This is a genomic window from Streptomyces djakartensis, assembly GCF_014651075.1.
In the GTDB taxonomy this organism is placed as follows: domain Bacteria; phylum Actinomycetota; class Actinomycetes; order Streptomycetales; family Streptomycetaceae; genus Streptomyces; species Streptomyces djakartensis.
The window spans coordinates 15,149-32,681 of record NZ_BMWE01000013.1 but is presented as its reverse complement, the minus strand read 5'-3'; the positions used below and the strand labels follow the sequence as shown (position 1 = coordinate 32,681).

16 protein-coding genes and 1 pseudogene are annotated in these 17,533 nt (G+C 71.5%); 9 read left to right on the top strand and 8 right to left on the bottom strand.

Annotation, left to right across the window (positions count from 1 at the left end; genetic code table 11):
• Positions 1-16 precede the first annotated feature (16 nt).
• From IE212_RS22525 to IE212_RS22515, 3 genes are all read left to right on the top strand, one after another.
• The gene (locus tag IE212_RS22525; protein ID WP_190199717.1) at positions 17-895 is read left to right on the top strand and encodes an intradiol ring-cleavage dioxygenase; all 879 of its coding nucleotides are present in this window, start codon (positions 17-19) and stop codon (positions 893-895) included.
• A gap of 449 nt (positions 896-1,344) precedes the next feature.
• Positions 1,345-1,860, top strand: a complete 516-nt coding sequence (locus IE212_RS35650; RefSeq protein ID WP_190199716.1) for a helix-turn-helix domain-containing protein — start codon at positions 1,345-1,347, stop codon at positions 1,858-1,860.
• A 64-nt stretch (positions 1,861-1,924) separates the two neighbouring features.
• The gene (locus IE212_RS22515; protein ID WP_190199715.1) at positions 1,925-2,863 is read left to right on the top strand and encodes a nuclear transport factor 2 family protein; all 939 of its coding nucleotides are present in this window, start codon (positions 1,925-1,927) and stop codon (positions 2,861-2,863) included.
• Between the two features lie 136 nt (positions 2,864-2,999).
• On the opposite strand, the pseudogene IE212_RS22510 reads toward IE212_RS22515, so the two are convergent.
• Positions 3,000-3,332 (bottom strand): annotated as a pseudogene (locus tag IE212_RS22510) (DUF1731 domain-containing protein); the annotation flags it as partial.
• A 1,310-nt stretch (positions 3,333-4,642) separates the two neighbouring features.
• Positions 4,643-5,743, bottom strand: a complete 1,101-nt coding sequence (locus tag IE212_RS22505) for a winged helix DNA-binding domain-containing protein (protein WP_190199714.1) — start codon at positions 5,741-5,743, stop codon at positions 4,643-4,645.
• A 312-nt stretch (positions 5,744-6,055) separates the two neighbouring features.
• On the opposite strand from IE212_RS22505, the gene ctaD reads away from it, so the two are divergent.
• Both ctaD and IE212_RS22495 read left to right on the top strand, forming a co-directional pair.
• Positions 6,056-7,768: an aa3-type cytochrome oxidase subunit I gene (gene ctaD, locus IE212_RS22500; protein ID WP_190199713.1), complete on the top strand. Its 1,713-nt coding sequence runs from the start codon at positions 6,056-6,058 to the stop codon at positions 7,766-7,768.
• Entirely contained in the window at positions 7,765-8,139 is a 375-nt protein-coding gene (locus IE212_RS22495) for a hypothetical protein (RefSeq protein ID WP_190199712.1), read from the top strand. Before ctaD ends, IE212_RS22495 begins: the two co-directional genes overlap by 4 nt.
• Positions 8,140-8,149: 10 nt before the next feature.
• Here the strand turns inward: IE212_RS22495 and IE212_RS22490 are convergent, their stop codons facing one another.
• Positions 8,150-8,644, bottom strand: coding sequence for a DUF1360 domain-containing protein (locus tag IE212_RS22490; protein ID WP_190199892.1), 495 nt, complete (start codon positions 8,642-8,644; stop codon positions 8,150-8,152).
• 31 nt (positions 8,645-8,675) lie between these two features.
• Entirely contained in the window at positions 8,676-9,629 is a 954-nt protein-coding gene (locus tag IE212_RS22485) for a Rieske (2Fe-2S) protein (RefSeq protein WP_190199891.1), read from the bottom strand.
• A gap of 275 nt (positions 9,630-9,904) precedes the next feature.
• Between IE212_RS22485 and dhaK the strand changes: the two genes are divergently transcribed.
• Genes dhaK through IE212_RS22470 form a run of 3 tightly spaced genes read left to right on the top strand, consistent with a single transcriptional unit; the run spans position 9,905 to position 11,949 of the window.
• Positions 9,905-10,897 carry a dihydroxyacetone kinase subunit DhaK gene (gene dhaK / locus IE212_RS22480; RefSeq protein WP_190199711.1) on the top strand — a complete coding sequence of 331 codons (993 nt, stop codon included), beginning with the start codon at positions 9,905-9,907 and terminating at the stop codon, positions 10,895-10,897.
• Between the two features lie 49 nt (positions 10,898-10,946).
• Positions 10,947-11,546 (top strand): dihydroxyacetone kinase subunit DhaL, encoded by a 600-nt coding sequence (gene dhaL, locus IE212_RS22475; protein WP_190199710.1) that lies wholly within the window; start codon positions 10,947-10,949, stop codon positions 11,544-11,546.
• The gene (locus IE212_RS22470) at positions 11,539-11,949 is read left to right on the top strand and encodes a PTS-dependent dihydroxyacetone kinase phosphotransferase subunit DhaM (protein WP_190199709.1); all 411 of its coding nucleotides are present in this window, start codon (positions 11,539-11,541) and stop codon (positions 11,947-11,949) included. Before dhaL ends, IE212_RS22470 begins: the two co-directional genes overlap by 8 nt.
• A 93-nt stretch (positions 11,950-12,042) precedes the next feature.
• On the opposite strand, the gene IE212_RS22465 is transcribed toward IE212_RS22470, so the two are convergent.
• Positions 12,043-12,783: a glycoside hydrolase family 75 protein gene (locus tag IE212_RS22465; protein WP_190199708.1), complete on the bottom strand. Its 741-nt coding sequence runs from the start codon at positions 12,781-12,783 to the stop codon at positions 12,043-12,045.
• Positions 12,784-13,516: 733 nt separating this feature from the next.
• Between IE212_RS22465 and IE212_RS22460 the strand changes: the two genes are divergently transcribed.
• Positions 13,517-14,059: a hypothetical protein gene (locus tag IE212_RS22460; RefSeq protein ID WP_190199707.1), complete on the top strand. Its 543-nt coding sequence runs from the start codon at positions 13,517-13,519 to the stop codon at positions 14,057-14,059.
• Between the two features lie 80 nt (positions 14,060-14,139).
• Here the strand turns inward: IE212_RS22460 and IE212_RS22455 are convergent, their stop codons facing one another.
• From IE212_RS22455 to IE212_RS22445, 3 genes are all read right to left on the bottom strand, one after another.
• Positions 14,140-14,682: a PadR family transcriptional regulator gene (locus IE212_RS22455; RefSeq protein WP_190199706.1), complete on the bottom strand. Its 543-nt coding sequence runs from the start codon at positions 14,680-14,682 to the stop codon at positions 14,140-14,142.
• 32 nt (positions 14,683-14,714) lie between these two features.
• The gene (locus IE212_RS22450; protein ID WP_190199705.1) at positions 14,715-16,730 is read right to left on the bottom strand and encodes an NADPH-dependent 2,4-dienoyl-CoA reductase; all 2,016 of its coding nucleotides are present in this window, start codon (positions 16,728-16,730) and stop codon (positions 14,715-14,717) included.
• A 293-nt stretch (positions 16,731-17,023) separates the two neighbouring features.
• The gene (locus IE212_RS22445) at positions 17,024-17,392 is read right to left on the bottom strand and encodes a hypothetical protein (RefSeq protein WP_190199704.1); all 369 of its coding nucleotides are present in this window, start codon (positions 17,390-17,392) and stop codon (positions 17,024-17,026) included.
• Positions 17,393-17,533: the final 141 nt, after the last annotated feature.

The window sequence follows — 17,533 nt, the reverse complement described above, 5'->3', positions numbered from 1 at the left end:
TTCCTACGCTGCACCCATGACTTCCGACAACGCGTCCTCGCACGCTCACGGGGCCGGCGAGCCGGCATCGGGCCACGACACCGCCGTGCCTGCCACGCACAACGAGCCGACCAGGAACATGGGCCGCCGCACAGTCCTGGCGGCGCTGGGGATCGGCGCCACCGGTCTGGGGCTGGGGACCGCCGCCTCGCCCAGGGCGAGTGCGGCCGCTCCCGCGTCCGGCACACCGGCGGCATTCGCGCAGCCCTCCTGCATCCTGACCCCCGAGGCGATGGAAGGGCCCTACTTCATCGATGAGGATCTGATCCGGCGGAACATCATCGAGGATCGCCAGGGAATACCCCTGGAGGTGCGGATCACCATCGTGGACGGCGTCAACTGCACGCCCCTCGCCGGGGCAGAGGTGGATATCTGGCACTGCGACGCGGGAGGCTGGTATTCGGGGCACCTTGACACCAGTCCCGACGTCCCGGCCACAAGCCCGGAGCACGTCGAGCCGACCGACCCCTCCAGGTTCCTGAGAGGATTGCAGATCACCAACCGGCGCGGTGAAGTGAGCTTCCGTACCATCTACCCGGGCTGGTACTACGGGCGAACGATCCATATCCACCTCACGGCGCACGTCGGCGGGCAAGAGGTGCACACAGGTCAGCTGTACTTCCCCGAGGAGATCAGCCGCGAAGTCGCGCTCTTGGAGCCGTATGTGCGGCACACCGGCACCGAGCGGCTCACCAACCAGGAGGACTCCATCTACCTCGAACAGGGCGGTGCGCAGACCACCATGAATGTCCGGCCACTCCGGCCGGGCCGTCCGAAGCTCGGCTACGTCGCGTCGATCACGGCCGGCGTCAGCTCCGGGCAGACTCCAGAGCCGCCCGTCTCGCCGTCGGCCTGACGTCCAAGCGGAGCACCTTGCGGGGTCGGCACGATCTGTCGGGTGTGTACAGCAAACGGCCCTGCCAAAGTTCCGGTGGTGACGGTGACGAAATGTTGGGATGGTGACAGCCCGTCAACCATGTGATGCAGAATTCGCGAAGATGAACTTCCCCGGTTGGTCGCGGGTACTGATCCAAGGCGTTACCGTGGCCCACCGCGTTCGCCTCCTGCCCACCGGTTCCGGGCGCACCGCACGATGCGCCCGGAGCAGGTGGCCCGTGGTGGCCTCGGAGACGATCCGGTGCAGGCAGCCGCACCACCTTGCGCTGCGGGAGAGCTCCTTGACGCTGAAACCGGCTCTCCTGCCGTATGTGTGGGTGCCCTGACCAGCCCTGGTGCAGGAAACACGCCGTCCCCTGCCATCCTTTGACTTCTCCAGGCTCACGTTGGATCAAGCAGGAAAACGGCGTGTCCCTCTTCAGGATATGGAAGCGGACCCTGACGGTGGAGAACACCGCGGTCGAGGGCGTCCGGATCGATGAGAACGAACAGTGTGTGGTCGTGTCGGTACGGCCCGATGCCCGCCGTCGGCAGCGGTGCGGGAGCTGCCTCCGTCCGGCCGCCCGGTACGACCATGGCCGGGGCCGACGCCGGTGGCGCGACCTGGACCACGGCGTGATCCGGGTGTTCCTGGAGGCCGAGGCGCCCCGGGTGGCCTGCCACGAGCACGGGGTGACAGCCGCCGCTGTGCCCTGGGCCCGCCACGGCGCCGGGCACACCCACGCCTTCGACCAGCAGACCGCCTGGATGGCCGGCGAATGCTCCAAGACCGCGACGGCCCACCTGATGCGTACCTCCTGGCGCACGGCCGGCAACATCGTCGGGCGGTTCGTCGCCTTGGTCGGACTCAGGACGCCAGCCAACGGCGTCGAGTGCGCTTCAGGCGAGGGAACTTGGGAGTCCGAGGGGGTTGACGCTAACTAGCGGTTAGTGCTTTCCTTTGGGAAGCGTCAGCTTGAACTTTCAATATCTATTCCCGGAGTGTCGTATGCCCCCCACCATCTCCGTCCGCAGGGCCTTTTTAGCCTTCGTCGCCTCCACCGCCGTCCTGGGTGCCGCCGCCGTTCCGGCCCTCGCGGCGCCGCGCGCCGCCTCGGCGGGCCACGCCGGCCACGGCGCCCAGGGTGATTCCGCCCGCCTCGGTTACCAGAAGGATGTCGCCGCCCGTGTCCTCAAGGGCGTGTTCGAGCGCGGGGACACCGCGGTCGTCGACCGTTTCGTACGGCCGGACTACATCCAGCACAACCCGCAAGCGCCGGACGGCGCGGAGACGCTGAAGAACCTCGGCGTCGCGCTGCACCAGCAGTTCCCCGACGCCAAGTACGACATCAAGCGGGTGATCTCCGAGGGCGACCTCGTCCTGGTGCACTCGAACGTCGTCCTGACGCCGGGCGCGCGGGGCACCGCCGTCTTCGACATCTTCCGCTTCCAGGGCGGGAAAATCGCCGAGCACTGGGACGTCGGCCAGGACGTGCCGGAGAAGCCCGCCGACGGCAACGACATGTTCTCCACGGTGAGTTGGCCGCGGACGAACCAGCCGGGGCCGGGCTTTCTCACCGCGTACAACAAGAAGCTGGTGACGACCGCGTTCGATGAGTTGTTGGTGAAGAAGGACCTGTCGGCGCTCGACCGGTACTGGAGTCCCGAGTACGAGCAGCACAACCCGAACATCCCGAACGGCGTGGACGGTGCGAAGGCGGGCCTGGGCGGGTACTTCAAGCAGTTCCCGCAGCTGACGGTCACGCCGAAGCGGGTCATCGCCGAGGGTGATCTGGTCGCCGTCCACAGCCACTACGTGAACGCGCCGGAGGAGCGGGGGCAGGCGATCGTGGATCTGTTCCGGGTGCGGGGCGGGAAGATCGTCGAGCACTGGGATGTCATCCAGGACGTGCCGGCGACTTCGGCGAACGACAACGGGATGTTCTAGTGTCCTGAGTCGTCCATTCATGTGCGGTATGAGGCAAGGGCGTCGAGGATGTCGTCAGCCGTCTGCGGCCAGCAGTCCTGGGCGGCGGTGTCAACCGAGGCGCCACTGCTGGTTGCTGTCGCCGTCCCGGATCCGTTCACCGGCGTGCCGCGGAACCGCCTCGGACCCGTTTGCGCACTCGACGCACCAGCTCGTCCGCGGCCTGCGGCCACTGTGTGTACTGAAAGTCAAAGCCTGCCTGGGTCAGTCGGCCCGGGACGACACGGCGGCTCTTCAGCAGCAGTTCGGTGTCGGAACGCAGAGCGAACGCGCCGACCTCGGCCATCCACTTGGTCGCAGTGAGACCCACCGGCACACCCCACGCGGAGCGCAGGGTGCGCATGAATGCGCGCTGCGGCAGGGGATGGGGAGCCGCCAGGTTCACCGGCCCTGCGATGTCCTCCCGGTCGATCAAGAACTCCAACGCGCGCCGAACAGTTCCTGCCCGTCGGGCAAAGAGACCCGGACCCGCGGCGGAGGAGGGTCGGCGGAGGACATGCCGCCACCGTACGGGACGGCACCGAGGCCACCCCTGCAGGCCAGATCGGTAAAGGCCACGAAACGTCTGCTCTGGTGTGGAACGCTGCCCACGTAGTTCTACCTGTGACGCTCGGAGGACCCACGTGTCCTGTAGCCGCCTTACCCGTGATCATCGTTCGTGTCGCCGTGACGCTGCGGACTGGCCCCCCTACGACGGCATGCCCGACCCCGTGGCGGCGTGCTGGGGACACCTCACAAACACCGAGCGCGAACAGTGCCAGGCCGCTCGTAGACGCCGGAGCCAGGAGAGCCGCCAGCACTACGAACGGCTGAGGGCAGAGCGCGAAGCCCGCGGTGAACTCGACCCCAAACCGGTCTTTCGGGAAGCCCGCCCGTGCATCGGCCAGTGCATCACCTGTGCCGACCAGTGGGATCGGGAGAACCCGGCCAGCACCGCCTGGAACTGTGTGCAGTCCGCCCACTGCCAGCGGTCACGCACAGGGGAAGGGCCCGGATGGCCGCGCACGGCGCCATACTGATCCTGCGCTGTGTGTTGATCAGGCCGAGGGTCGGAGAGGGGACGTCGGGACGTGACCACCGAAGGAGCCGGCGGCGGACGGGGAACGCCCGACGAGCCGGGCGGCGCTTCCCCCGTCCCGGACGCGGTGTGGCTGAGGTTCCTCACGGACAGCGAGCCCGCCATACGCGCCGAGGCCCCGAGGGAGCCCTCCGCCCGGGAGCGGGCCGCGGGGACGGCAGCCCCAACCCCCGCACGCCGTCGGGGACCTGTGGCAACCGGAGGAACCCTGGGTCCGGGTGGCCTGGCGGGACATGGACCGCGGTGCCAGGGCCCGGTGCGTGGCGCATGTCGTCGCCACCGCCACCGTCGTGGCTCTGGCCCTGGGCGCCTGGTCCCAGCTGTCCGCCGGTAGGGGCACGGGAAGCGGGCCGGGGGAAGGCACCGTGCGTCAGGTGGAAGGTGCGACCGTGAGGACACCGACGGCCACTCCCCTGCCCTCCGCGACCCCGTTTCCCGGACCCTCCCGGTAGCGCACGCGGGGCGGGAACGTTCCCGTCCGTGCGGCGGTGGCCGCCCGGTGGGATCGTGCCCCGGCCGCACCGTACGAGCGGACCGCACGGGCGACGCCGGCGGCGCACGGTCACCGGCTCCGGCTTCCTCACCGGCCGATACTCACCCGTGAGCACCGGCAGCACCCTTCCGGTGTGCTGCCGGCATTCCGGGACGGCCCGGTCACGGGGTCAGACGGGGGACGCGGCGATCCGCACCCGGTCGCTCTCGCCGCCGGAGAGGAAGGATGCCAGCCGCTGTCCCTCCTCGGCGACGCCGGTCCGGTCGGCCTTCGAGAAGCGGCGCGGCGGCGTGACCGACACGGACTCCCCCCCGACGGTCCAGGTCGCGGCGACGCGCCCGTCGACCAGGACCACGCGTGCGCCTTGGACCGACAGCCCGCGGTGGGCGTCGTCGATGATCCGGCTGCGGTCGTGGTAGCCGAGGACCGCGTTGTCGAAGGCCGGGAGGAACCGCACCGGGGCGGGGTGGTCGGGGTCGGGGCGCGGCGCGTCGGGGAGGCCCAGCAGGTGCCTGCCGCGTTCGTCCCGGAAGGCGACCAGTTCCCCGCGCAGGGCGGCGACCGCGGCAGGCAGGCCGGCCAGACCGCTCCAGGCGCGCAGGTCCGCCGGGGCGGCGGGGCCGAACGCGGCCAGGTACCGCCGTAGCAGCACCTGCCCCACGGGGTCGGCACCGTCCGCGGCCGGTGGGTCGATCTCACGCCCGAGCCAGGAGGAGACCGGCGCGTAGCGCGCGCCCGCCGTCGTACGCCAGAGTCCGCGCGGCGACAGCTGAACCATCGGGAGCAGGGCGGCGACGAGCATCTCACCCAGTGGCCGGTGTCCCACCGACGGCCAGCGGCCGGCGACGGCTCGGGCGAGGTCGCCCATCGAGCGGGGCTCGCCGTCGGCCATGACGGCCCGGCCCGCCGCGGCGAGTTCGCCGAGGTCCACCGGTTCGAGCTCGCGCCGGTACGTCGCGAGCACCCGCCGGCGCGGCATGCCGTCGTGGCGGGCCCGCCAGGCCACGAGATCGCCGGCGGTGACGAGGTGGACGGTGCGGCGCATGAGGTGGGCCCGCACCACGCGCCGCCCGGTCAGCAGTCCCGACAGCACCGTCGGTTCGAACGCCCGCAGCCGGGACCAGAGGCCGGTGAACGGCTCCTGCGGCTCCTGTGCCTGCAGACCGCACAGGTGCGCGACGGCGTCCACCACCGGCAGGCCGGAACGGTCCAGGAGCAACTGCCGCGCGAGAGTGGCGCGGTTGAGCGCCCGGGCGTCGAGAACGGTCATCGGGGCACCTCGGCCTTCGAGTCGTGGGCCGGCCCGTGGTCCAGGTTCCCGGGCGGCCTGCCCGGTCACGGTCGCGGGAGATGCGGTCAGCCGGTGACCGCGAGCGGCGGCGGCCGGCAGGTCACCGCCGCACAGCGAGCGGACCCGGGGAGCCACGCCGGGCGGCAGTCCGAACGAATGGATCATTCAGCCGTTCGGCCCAGCAGCGCTCGATCCCACGCAGTAATGGCGCAACGGCGGCACTAGTTTCCTCCGGGCTGGAAACACCCCGGCTCACCCATCCATGCACCGTTGCTGCCGATCGAGGAACTGATGGCGACACACACTGAACCGGTTGCGCCAGTTGCCGCGGCGGAGCGCCGCGGCAGGGGCCAGGTGATCGTCTCCTGGCTGACGACCACCGATCACAAGAAGATCGGCCACCTGTACCTGATCACGTCGTTCGGGTTCTTCCTGATCGCCGGAGCGCTGGCGATGGCCATCCGGGCCGAACTCGCCCGGCCGGGGCTGCAGATCCTGTCCCAGGAGCAGTACAACCAGGCGTTCACCATGCACGGCACGATCATGCTGCTGCTGTTCGCCACGCCCACCTTCGCCGGGTTCGCCAACGCCGTCATGCCGCTCCAGATCGGCTCACCCGACGTGGCCTTCCCCCGGCTGAACATGTTCTCGTACTGGCTGTTCCTCTTCGGCGGCCTCATCGTGCTCAGCAGCCTGCTGACCCCCCAGGGCGCCGCCGACTTCGGCTGGACCGCCTACACCCCGCTCAGCGGCGGGGAACGCACCTCCTACGTCGGCGGAGACCTGTGGATCATGGGCCTGGCGCTGTCCGGGTTCGGCACCATCCTCGGAGCGGTCAACTTCATCACCACCATCATCTGTATGCGCGCCCCGGGCATGACCATGTTCCGGATGCCGATCTTCACCTGGAACGTGCTGCTCACCTCGGTGCTGGTACTCCTGGCCTTCCCGGTGCTGGCCGCCGCGCTGCTGGTACTGGAGGCCGACCGCCGTTTCGGGGCGCAGGTGTTCAACCCGGAGAACGGCGGCGCGATTCTCTGGCAGCACCTGTTCTGGTTCTTCGGCCACCCCGAGGTCTACATCCTGGCGCTGCCGTTCTTCGGCGTGATCACCGAGATCATCCCCGTCTTCGCCCGCAAGCCGATCTTCGGCTACACCGGACTGATCGGCGCCACCATCGCCATCGGCGGGCTGTCGGTGACCGTGTGGGCTCATCACATGTTCGCCACCGGCGCGGTGCTGCTGCCGTTCTTCTCCTTCGTGACCTATCTCATCGCCGTGCCGACGGGCGTGAAGTTCTTCAACTGGATCGGCACGATGTGGAAGGGCTCGCTGTCGTTCGAACCGCCCATGCTGTGGGCGGCCGGCTTCCTGGTCACCTTCCTCTTCGGCGGTCTGACCGGCGTCATCCTCGGCTCCCCGCCGCTCGACTGGCACGTCACCGACAGCTACTTCGTGGTCGCCCACTTCCACTACGTGCTGTTCGGCACCATCGTGTTCGCGATGTTCGGAGGATTCAGCTTCTGGTGGCCGAAGATGACCGGCACCATGCTCGACGAACGCCTGGAGAAGATCCACTTCTGGACCCTGTTCGTCGGCTTCCACACCACGTTCCTGGTGCAGCACTGGCTGGGCGCCGAGGGCATGCCCCGCCGCTACGCCGACTATCTCGCAGCCGACGGCTTCACCACGCTCAACACCGTCTCCTCGATCGGTGCCTTCCTCCTCGGCCTGTCCACCCTGCCCTTCCTCTACAACGTCTGGAAGACCGCCCAGGAGGGCAAGCGCGTGCAGGTCGACGATCCCTGGGGGTACGGGCGTTCCCTGGAGTGGGCGACGTCGTGTCCGCCCCCGCGGCACAACTTCGTCACCCTGCCGCGGGTCCGCTCCGAGTCCCCGGCCTTCGACCTGCACCACCCCCACGTGGCGCAGCTGGACGAGGCGGAGAACACCGGCAAACGAGATGTCGTCGAAGCCGAGGGGCACAAGGGCGAACGGCCATGACACACGCCCGGCACACCGCGCCGCACGACGACGGGCACCATCCGCTGGCCGACGAGGCCGAGGGCTATCTGCTGGCCCGCCTCCACCACGACGACGCCCGCCGCGAGGCCGAAGACCTCTGTGCCCGGCTGCCCTGGCTGACCTCCGCCCAGGCCGAGGAACTCTCCCGGCACTACGTGCGTCAACGCGTTCGTCTCACCCGCCGGATGCTGCTGACCACGGTCGAGCGGGCCGGCCGGCTGCGGCAGGAGTACGAGAGCCGCTACGCCACCCTGCGGCAGGCCCTGCTCCGGCGCCACGCGGCCGGGGCCTGCGCGGCTCTCGCCTGTGCCGCCGGAGTGAGCACGCTGATCTGCCGGTTCGGCCGCTGAACGCCCGCGTTCAGTCGCCGGTCGTCTTCTTCACCAGCGCGCCGTAGGCCAGTTGCAGCGCGTCCGCCCCGGCCAGGGCGGTGAGCGCGCCCATGGCCGTGCGCGTGGCACGGGGCGAGAGCAGCTGGCCGGCGGTCAGGGTCGAGGCCACCCAGACGCTGATGCAGAACGGGCAGGTCGTGAGTTCGCCGACGGTGTGCCTGCCCTGGTCGGGCTGCGCCTCCTCGTGCAGTTCGCCGGGGCCCTGCGGGCCGACGTACCGGGTGAAGGGCGCCCGCAGCGGGCTGGTCACCGACGCCTTGCTCAGCAGCCGGCTGAGCCGGAACGTCGCCACCGAGGTCAGGACCACGTCCCACGGCTGGGGCCGCTCGGGCAGCGGGCGTCCGCCGCGCCGCACCGCCGACGTCCAGGCCGCCGTGTAGGCCGCGAAGCCCGCCATGGCCATGAGGTATCCGCCCAACGGCCGGTCGTGTCCCGCCTCGTACTCCTTCCGCGTACGGCGCATGATCCCCCGCAGCCGGCGCACGAGGCGGCTGTCAGGTGCCGTGGCCGTGTTCACGGGCACCCCCCGATCGCATTCCGCTCCCCTGCCCGGCCATCTCCCGGTCGCTCCCCGCCGGTGCGCCGCCGTCCTGGTGCCGTAGCCGCACCTCGACATGACCGTCGGTGATCCGGGTCTCGAAGGCGGGCTGGGGGGAGGTGGCCGGGCCGCGTACGTTCCAGCCGTCGGAGAGCCGGAAGACACTGCCGTGCCAGGGACACTGGACGCAGCCGTCGGCGACGGTGCCCTCGGAGAGCGGTCCCGCGAGGTGGCTGCACCGCTCGGCCAGCGCGTGGATCTGCCCGCCGGACTCGCGCACCACCAGCACCGGCACGTCGTCCACGCTGCGTCGCACCGGCCGGCCGGCCGGGAACTCGTGCACGGCGCCGATCCGGTGCCAGCCCTCCGACACGACATGCGGAACCTCTTCGGCGTGGTTGGCGCCGGAAGCCTGCCGGTAGGCCAGGTGGCCGCCCAGCATGCCGCCGATGCCGACCGCCGTCAGCCCCAGGAAGCCGTACGCCCGGCCCGCCGCCTCGCGCCCCTTGGCGCGGTGGGCGAGCGAGACGGCGTACAGGCCGACGGCCGCCGCGTTGGACAGGGCGTGGACCAGGCCGACGCGCTGCTGCTGACGGTGCAGTTCCGCCCAGTCGGTCCAGCCTGCCAGGGCCGCGGGAGCGGCGGCGGCCAAGCCGACGCCGACCAGCAGTCGCGACTCGCGCGAGCGGCCGGGCCGCAGGTCCAGTACCGCTGCCGACAGCCAGCTGCCGATCGGCACCTGCACCATCAGGGGATGGACGGGGTGTCCCAGCCACCGGCCGTGCAGCAGGTCCCGGCCGGGGCCGAGGGGCAGGGACCGCACGCCCTCGCGGAGCTTGTCGATCAACGCGTCGGCCCTGGGCTCGCGCTCCAGGTGGTCCAGCAGCCACAGAACCCGGTTCTGCCGCATCAGGCGGCGGCGAGGCTTTGTGCTCATGCCCGCCCGGGTCCCCACCAGCGGCGACGGCGAAACACGCGGCGGCAGCGTGTGGGTCGCCCGGGGCGGTGCTCAGCTCGTCCGCGCCTGATGTCCCGTCACGCAAGTCGGCGTTCGGTCGGCCACGGCGCCTGCGCGCGCTGCCCCGTCCACTTGCTAAACGTCAAGATCGACGGCTCGCCAAGCCAGCACTGGCCTGCGAGAATCGAGGCCAGAGGCTCGTCCGCTCCTCTCACCAGGAGGTTCCCGTGAAGATGCTGATCAACGTCCCGGAGACCGTCGTCGCGGATGCGCTGCGCGGTCTGGCGGCTGCCCACCCGGAGCTGACCGTGGACGTGGAGAACCGGGTGATCGTGAGGCGGGACGCTCCGGTGGCCGGAAAGGTGGGACTGGTCTCCGGCGGGGGCTCGGGGCACGAGCCGCTGCACGGTGGATTCGTGGGTCCCGGGATGCTGTCGGCGGCCTGTCCCGGCGAGGTGTTCACCTCTCCCGTGCCCGACCAGATGCTGCGTGCGGCCGCGGCCGTGGACAGCGGGGCCGGCGTGCTGTTCATCGTGAAGAACTACACCGGTGACGTGCTCAACTTCGATATGGCCGCTGAGCTGGCCGAGGACGAGGGCATCCAGGTCGCGAAGGTGCTGGTCAACGATGACGTGGCGGTGACCGACAGTCTCTACACGGCCGGCCGGCGCGGCACCGGCGCGACCCTGTTCGTGGAGAAGATCGCGGGCGCGGCCGCCGACGAGGGCATGCCGCTGCAACGGGTGGAGGCCATCGCCCGGCAGGTCAACGAGAACTCGCGCAGCTTCGGTATCGCCCTGAGCGCCTGCAGCACGCCGGCCAAGGGCAGCCCCACCTTCGATCTACCGCCCGGCGAGCTGGAATTGGGTATCGGCATCCATGGCGAACCCGGCCGGGAGCGGCGGGCCATGATGACGTCCGGCGAGATCGCCGAGGCCGCCGTCGAGGCGGTGGTGGAGGACCTCCGGCCGCGCAATCCCGTCCTGGTCCTCGTCAACGGCATGGGGGCGACCCCCCTGCTCGAGCTGTACGGCTTCAACGCCGAGGTGCACCGCGTGCTCGCCGCCCGCGGGGTTCCCGTGGCCCGGGTCCTGGTGGGCAACTACGTCACCTCCCTGGACATGGCGGGCGCCTCGCTCACCCTGTGCCAGGCCGACGAGGAGCTGCTGCGGCTGTACGACGCGCCGGTGAAGACGCCGGGTCTGCGCTGGGGCGTGTGAGCGGAAGGGGCAGAGGATCACCGGCATACCTACCAGGCAAGGAGACCCAGTGCTCGACGCCGATTTCTTCCGCCGTTGGATGACGGTGACCGCCGCGTCGGTGGACCGCGAGGCGGAACGGCTCACCGCCCTCGACTCGCCCATCGGGGACGCCGACCACGGCAGCAACCTCCAGCGCGGGTTCACGGCCGTGACCGCCGCGCTGGAGAAGGAGACCCCCGACACGCCCGGCGGAGTCCTGACGCTGGCCGGACGCCAGCTCATCTCCACGGTCGGCGGCGCCTCCGGGCCGCTGTACGGGACGCTGCTGCGCCGCACCGGCAAGGCGCTCGGCGATGCCGCCGAGGTCAGCGCGGATCAACTGGCGCAGGCACTGCGGGCCGGGGTGGACGCGGTGATGACGCTCGGCGGTGCCACGCCGGGCGACGCCACCATGATCGACGCCCTGGTGCCCGCGGTGGACGCGCTGGGCACCTCGTTCTCCGCCGCCCGGACCGCGGCGGAGGAGGGTGCCGTGGCCACGACGCCCATGCAGGCGCGCAAGGGCCGGGCGAGTTACGTGGGCGAGCGCAGCATCGGTCACCAGGACCCGGGAGCCACGTCGTCGGCGCTGCTGGTGGCCGCACTCGCGGAGGCCGCAGGTGAGTGACGCGCGGCTGGTGGGGATCGTGCTGGTGTCGCACAGCGCGGAGGTGGCCTCGTCGGTCGCCGCGATGGCCAAGGGGCTCGCCGGTGGTGGCCCGGCGGTGCCCGTCGCCCCGGCGGGTGGTACCGAGAGCGGTGGGCTGGGCACCAGCGCCGAACTGATCGCGGCGGCGGCCGCGTCCGTCGATCGCGGCGCCGGTGTCGCCGTCCTCGCCGATCTGGGCAGCGCGGTGCTCACGGTGAAGGCGCTGCTCGCGGAGGGCGACGAGCTTCCGGAGCGGACGCGTCTGGTGGACGCGCCGTTCGTGGAGGGCGCCGTGGCCGCGGTCGTCACGGCGGCCTCGGGAGCCGACCTGGCGGCGGTGGCGTCGGCCGCCGCGGAGGCGTACACGTACCGGAAGGTGTGAGGCCCGCCCCCGGGTACACCGGAGGGCGGTGTGCCCGGGCCTGTTTCCGGCACGGCGGCAACCGTCACGCCCGCCCGTACGGCTGACGCTCCGTCAACCGCTCAGCCCGCCCTCGATGAACTCCCGTGCCAGCCGCTCCCCGGTCGTCGCCGCCGCGGCGCGGTCCTCGATCGGGGACACGCCGGAGTTCTTGAAGACGATGTAGGTGACGCCCGACGGTGTGCCCCCGCCCTGCGGGTGGGGGCGGATGCTCAGGGCCCGGGCGGTCGCGTACGACGCCTCGCCGATGATGTTCCGCGGGCCCGTGTCGCCGACCACCGCGTACCGCACGCGGTCGCGGTACACGACGGCCGCCACCGAACCGCCGCCCACGCCGTGGTCCCGGTAGTCCCAGATGCGGCTCGGGGCGGGCACGACGACGAACGGGAGGCGCTCCGCGCTCAACGGGCGGCCGTCGGACTGGGCGTAGGCGGTGGTGGCGGCGAAGTGCGGGTCGGAGCGGCGGTTGCAGCGGGGGCCCGGGCGACCGTCGCAGTCGATGTCCATGTCGGCCTTCCAGAACACGGCGTCCGCGGTACCGCAGATCGGGATCCTCGCGGGTGCGCCGTTGTCGCTGCGGTACCGGCCGCGCGAGACGGCGACGCAGTCCTGGGTCCTGGCCAGCAGGTCGGCGGCACGGACGGGCGTGTCGGGCCGGGCCACGGGCGGGGCGTACGGCCGGGACTGACGGTGCGGCCGGGGCTGGGGCTGAGGCTGGGGCTGAGCGGTGGGGGGCGTCGTGGGGGCGAGCAGGGCGGCGCTGGCCGCGGCCAGTGTGAACGACTGGACACGCACGATACGGGCACCTCTCCTGGGGAAACCTGACGGGTACTCAGGCCCATCCGTTCCCGTCGAGGCCGCTCAGCAACGGCCGCAGGGCCGGACGGAGCACTGTCCCAACCTCCGGCAGCGGCAGGAGACCTGAGCAGGCGTGAGATCCCGGGCCGCGAACTCCCTGGCACGGGGCCCCGCACCGGTGTCGTGCGACGCGTTTCCCGTCCTGCTCCGCGCGACCCCCGCGCCGGTCACCTCGCCCTCCACGGTGCACGTCTTCACCGTGCGTGCGCGGGGCACCGGCGGCGGGGCCGGTCCGCGCGGTCCCGGGGTACGGGCGAGGGCACCGACGGGCGGGCGACCCCACCGATCCGCCGGTCGGCGCCCAGCGGCCGGGTGGCTGGGGGCCGGGGGGCCGGGGGCCGGGGGGGCCGGGGGGCCGGGCTTTCCGCCTGTCCTGGTTCGCCTCGACGGACGACCGGGGTGTGGTGTCGTACGACGTCCATCAGGGTGGCGCGAAGATCCACAGCGTGAGCGGGAGCCCTCCCCCGCCTGTACCGCCGTCCGGCTCCCCCGGGAGCGCGGACTGGCCCCCCGGGTGGGCCTCCCGAAGGAACCCGTCACCTGCACGGAGGTGCCCGGCGTGCGTCCCGGGCCGCAGACGCATTGGCTGACCCCGAGGCAGCACGGGCCTTCCCGACCCTCGGCGGCGCAAGGGATGTACCGCCGACCGTGCCGCCGGAGGGCAGTCAACATGCGCAACTCCTCGCCAGTTCTCCGCTCCGGCCTGACCGTGGCAGCCGCCACCGTGCTCCCCCTCGCCCTGGCCGCGGTGCCCGTCGCCGCGGGCCCGGGCATCTCCGTGAGCACCACGGGTTCCACGGTGTCGGTCACGACCAGCGCGTGCACCAACATCAGCGGCAGCTGGGGCACCGCCTCACTCCTCACCAGCAGCCAGGGCAGCTTCGCGCAGGGACGCCAGGTGACCCTGTCGGGGACCGAGACCCGCCAGTCGGCCGCCTGGTCGAGCGTCAGCCCCGGCACGTACACGGTCATCGTGATCTGCTCGGACGGCACCACTGCGGGCACCCAGTCGGTGGTCGTCACCGCCGCCCCTTCCCCCACGAGGTCCCCGTCCCCCACCGCCTCCCCGTCGCGCGGCGTCATGGGCGGGGTCGGCGGGTCCGCGACGGACTACGGCACCGTCACCCTGGTGGCGGGCGGCACGCTGGTCGGGGCCGGCCTGCTCGCCACGGCCTGGTACCTGCGCCGGCGCAACAAGCCGTACCGGCTCTGACCCGGTACGGACGGCGGCCCGCCCTTCCGCAGCGCTCCGGCCGGGCGGGCCGCCGTCACCCACCTGTCCGGTCAGCACACCTAGCCCTCCGGGGGTCCGGGGAAGTCCTCCAGGGCTCGCCTGAGCCACTGGGTCCAGAAGGTCTCCAGGTCGATGCCGGCCCGGAGCACCAGATGGCGCAGCCTGTCCCCGGTTCCGTCGCGGCCGGGCGGGAAGTCCCGTTCCTCGATCTCCCGGTACTCCGCCAGCTGCCGCTCGTGCAACTGAAGATGGCGTCGCAGATCCGCCTCCAGACCCGCCGTGCCGACCACGGCCGCCGCCCTCAGCCTCAGCAGCAGCGGGTCCCGGTGCGGTTTGGGGTCCTGGGAGGCGGCGGTCCAGCGGGCCAGTTCGTCGCGGCCCGCCGGGAGCACCTCGTAGCTCTTCTTCTGCCCGCGGGACGGCTGCTCGGCCGGCAGGGCCCGGATCAGACCGTCGGTCTCCAGCCGTCCCAGCTCGCGATAGATCTGCTGGTGCGTCGCGGACCAGAAGTAGCCGATCGACCTGTCGAACCGGCGGGTCAGCTCCAGCCCGGACGACGGCTTCTCGAGCAGGGCGGTGAGGATCGCGTGCGGGAGTGACATGCCAGTCATCCTAGGGACGGGCCCGCAGGCCCCTACAGCTCCGCCGCGAGCTCGGTGCCCTGCTTGATGGCGCGCTTGGCGTCCAGTTCCGCGGCGACGTCGGCCCCGCCGATGAGGTGTGTGCTGCGCCCGGCGGTGACCAGTTCCTCGTACAGGCCGCGGCGCGGCTCCTGCCCCGTGCACAGCACGATCGTGTCCACCTCCAGCACCGTGCTCTCGCCGTCGATCGTGACGTGCAGTCCCGCGTCGTCGATCCGGTCGTACCGCACGCCCGGGACCATGGTGACGCCACGGTGCTTGAGCTCGGTGCGGTGGATCCAGCCGGTGGTCTTGCCGAGGCCGGCGCCGACCTTGGAGGTCTTGCGCTGGAGCAGGTGGACGGTGCGCGGCGGGACGGGCCGCTCCGGCGCCGCGAGGCCGCCGGGGGCGTTGTAGTCGAGATCCACACCCCACTGGCGGAAGTACGTCTGCGGGTTCTCGTGGGCCTTGTCACCGCTGTCGGTGAGGTACTCGGCGACGTCGAAGCCGATGCCGCCGGCGCCGAGGATCGCGACCCGGTCGCCGACGGGCGCGCCGTCGCGCAGGACGTCCAGGTAGCCGAGGACGCTTCTGTGGTCCACTCCGGGGATGTCCGGGGTGCGCGGGGTGACGCCGGTGGCGACGACGACCTCGTCGTAGCCGTCGACGTCCGCGGCCGTGATGAGCGTGTTCAGCCGGACGTCGACGCCGTGCCAGTCGAGCTGGGTGCGGAAGTAGCGGATGGTCTCGTCGAACTCCTGCTTGCCGGGAACCCGGCGGGCGACGTTGAGCTGGCCGCCGATCTCGCTCGCCGCGTCGAAAAGCGTCACGTCGTGTCCGCGTTCGGCGGCGGACACCGCACACGCCAGTCCCGCCGGTCCGGCGCCGACGACCGCGACCCGCTTGCGCAGCCGCGTCGGGGACAGCACGAGTTCCGTCTCGTGGCAGGCGCGCGGGTTGACCAGGCAGGAGGTGATCAGGCCGCTGAACGTGTGGTCGAGGCAGGCCTGGTTGCAGCCGATGCAGGTGTTGATCGCCTCCGGCCGGCCGGCCTCGGCCTTGGTGACGAAGTCGGGGTCGGCGAGCATCGGGCGGGCCATGGACACCATGTCGGCCGTGCCCTCGGCCAGCAGCTGCTCGGCGAGCTCCGGGGTGTTGATGCGGTTGGTGGTGACGAGCGGTACGGACACCTCGCCCATGAGCCGCTTGGTCACCCAGGTGTACGCGCCGCGCGGCACGGAGGTCGCGATGGTGGGGATGCGGGCCTCGTGCCAGCCGATGCCGGTGTTGATGATGGTCGCCCCGGCGGCCTCGACGGCCTTGGCGAGCGTGATCACCTCGTCGAGCGTCGAGCCGCCGGGGACGAGGTCGAGCATGGACAGCCGGTAGATGACGATGAAGTCCTCGCCGACCGCCTCGCGCACCCGGCGCACGATCTCGAGCGGGAAGCGCACGCGGTTCTCGTACGAGCCGCCCCAGCGGTCGGTGCGCTGGTTGGTCTGCCGGGCGATGAACTCGTTGATCAGGTAGCCCTCGGAGCCCATGATCTCGACGCCGTCGTATCCCGCTTCGCGGGCGAGGCGGGCGGCGGCGGCGTAGTCGTCGATGGTCCGCTCGATGTCCGCGTCGGTGAGTTCGCGGGGCGGGTAGGGGCTGATGGGCGCCTGGAGGGGGCTGGGCGCGACCAGGTCCTGATGGTAGGCATACCGGCCGAAGTGCAGGAGCTGCAGGGCGATCCGCCCGCCCTCGCGGTGCACGGCGTCGGTGATGACGCGGTGCTGCCCGGCCTCCGCAGCCGTGGTGAGCTTCGCCCCGCCCTCGTAGGGCCTGCCCTCGTCGTTGGGTGCGATGCCGCCGGTGACGATGAGGCCCACTCCCCCGCGGGCGCGGGCGGCGTAGAAGGCGGCCATGCGCTCGAAACCGCCCTCGGCCTCCTCCAGACCGACATGCATGGAGCCCATGAGGACCCGGTTGGGCAGTGTGGTGAAGCCCAGGTCGAGGGGCGCCAGCAGGTGGGGGTAACGGCTCATGGGGGTCCTCCGTGCACGGTGTCGTGCCTGTAGTTGTAGAGGACCGCCGACTGTTTATGCAACTAGTTGCACAAGGTGATGGAGGGCACAGTCCGAGGACGCGGGCGGAAAGACGGCAGGCCCGGCGCACACCGGCAATCGCCGGCAGCCCTGGGCGTCCGCCGGCCGCGGCCGGTCTCCTGCGCCACGGGGGCCTGCGCGGAGTGGGCGAGTGCGTCCACCTCGCGGACCTGCGCGCGGTGCACCGCCGCAGCCGGCGGGCGGGGCGCGACCTGCTGACGTGTGAAGGGCGGTCACCGGCTCTGAAGGCGCAGATGCAGTTCCCTCTCCTGGTCGCCGGAGACCGTGCTCAGGTCCTGCACGGCGAACAGCGAGTCCAGCCTCGCGCGGAAGTGCTCGATCGCCCAGTACCCACCGTGCAGGTCGGCGTCGACCGAGTGGGCCAGCCGGGCGGGTGGCGCGCCCTCGTGCTCGTCGGCGACGTCGAAGGTGCCGAGCCACACGGTGGGACGGGTCTCGTGGAGCTCCTCGGGTACCTCGTCGGCGCGCCGGTCGGACTCGAAGCAGGCGCACAGCGTGTCGAACACGATCCGGGCGTCGTGCTTGCTGCACCCGCTGATCTCCACGGAGACGGAGTGGGGGTGTGGTTGCTCAAGGTCCATGACGACCGCTCCTCTCACGGCGACCTCGTATCCGCCCCCAACCCAGCAAAGCACCCCCTTCCGCCGAGCACTACCGGCGATGCCCCACCACCGCCGACGGGTCTGCGGAGCGGACGGCTCCGTGTTGGGAGATGGTGGAAG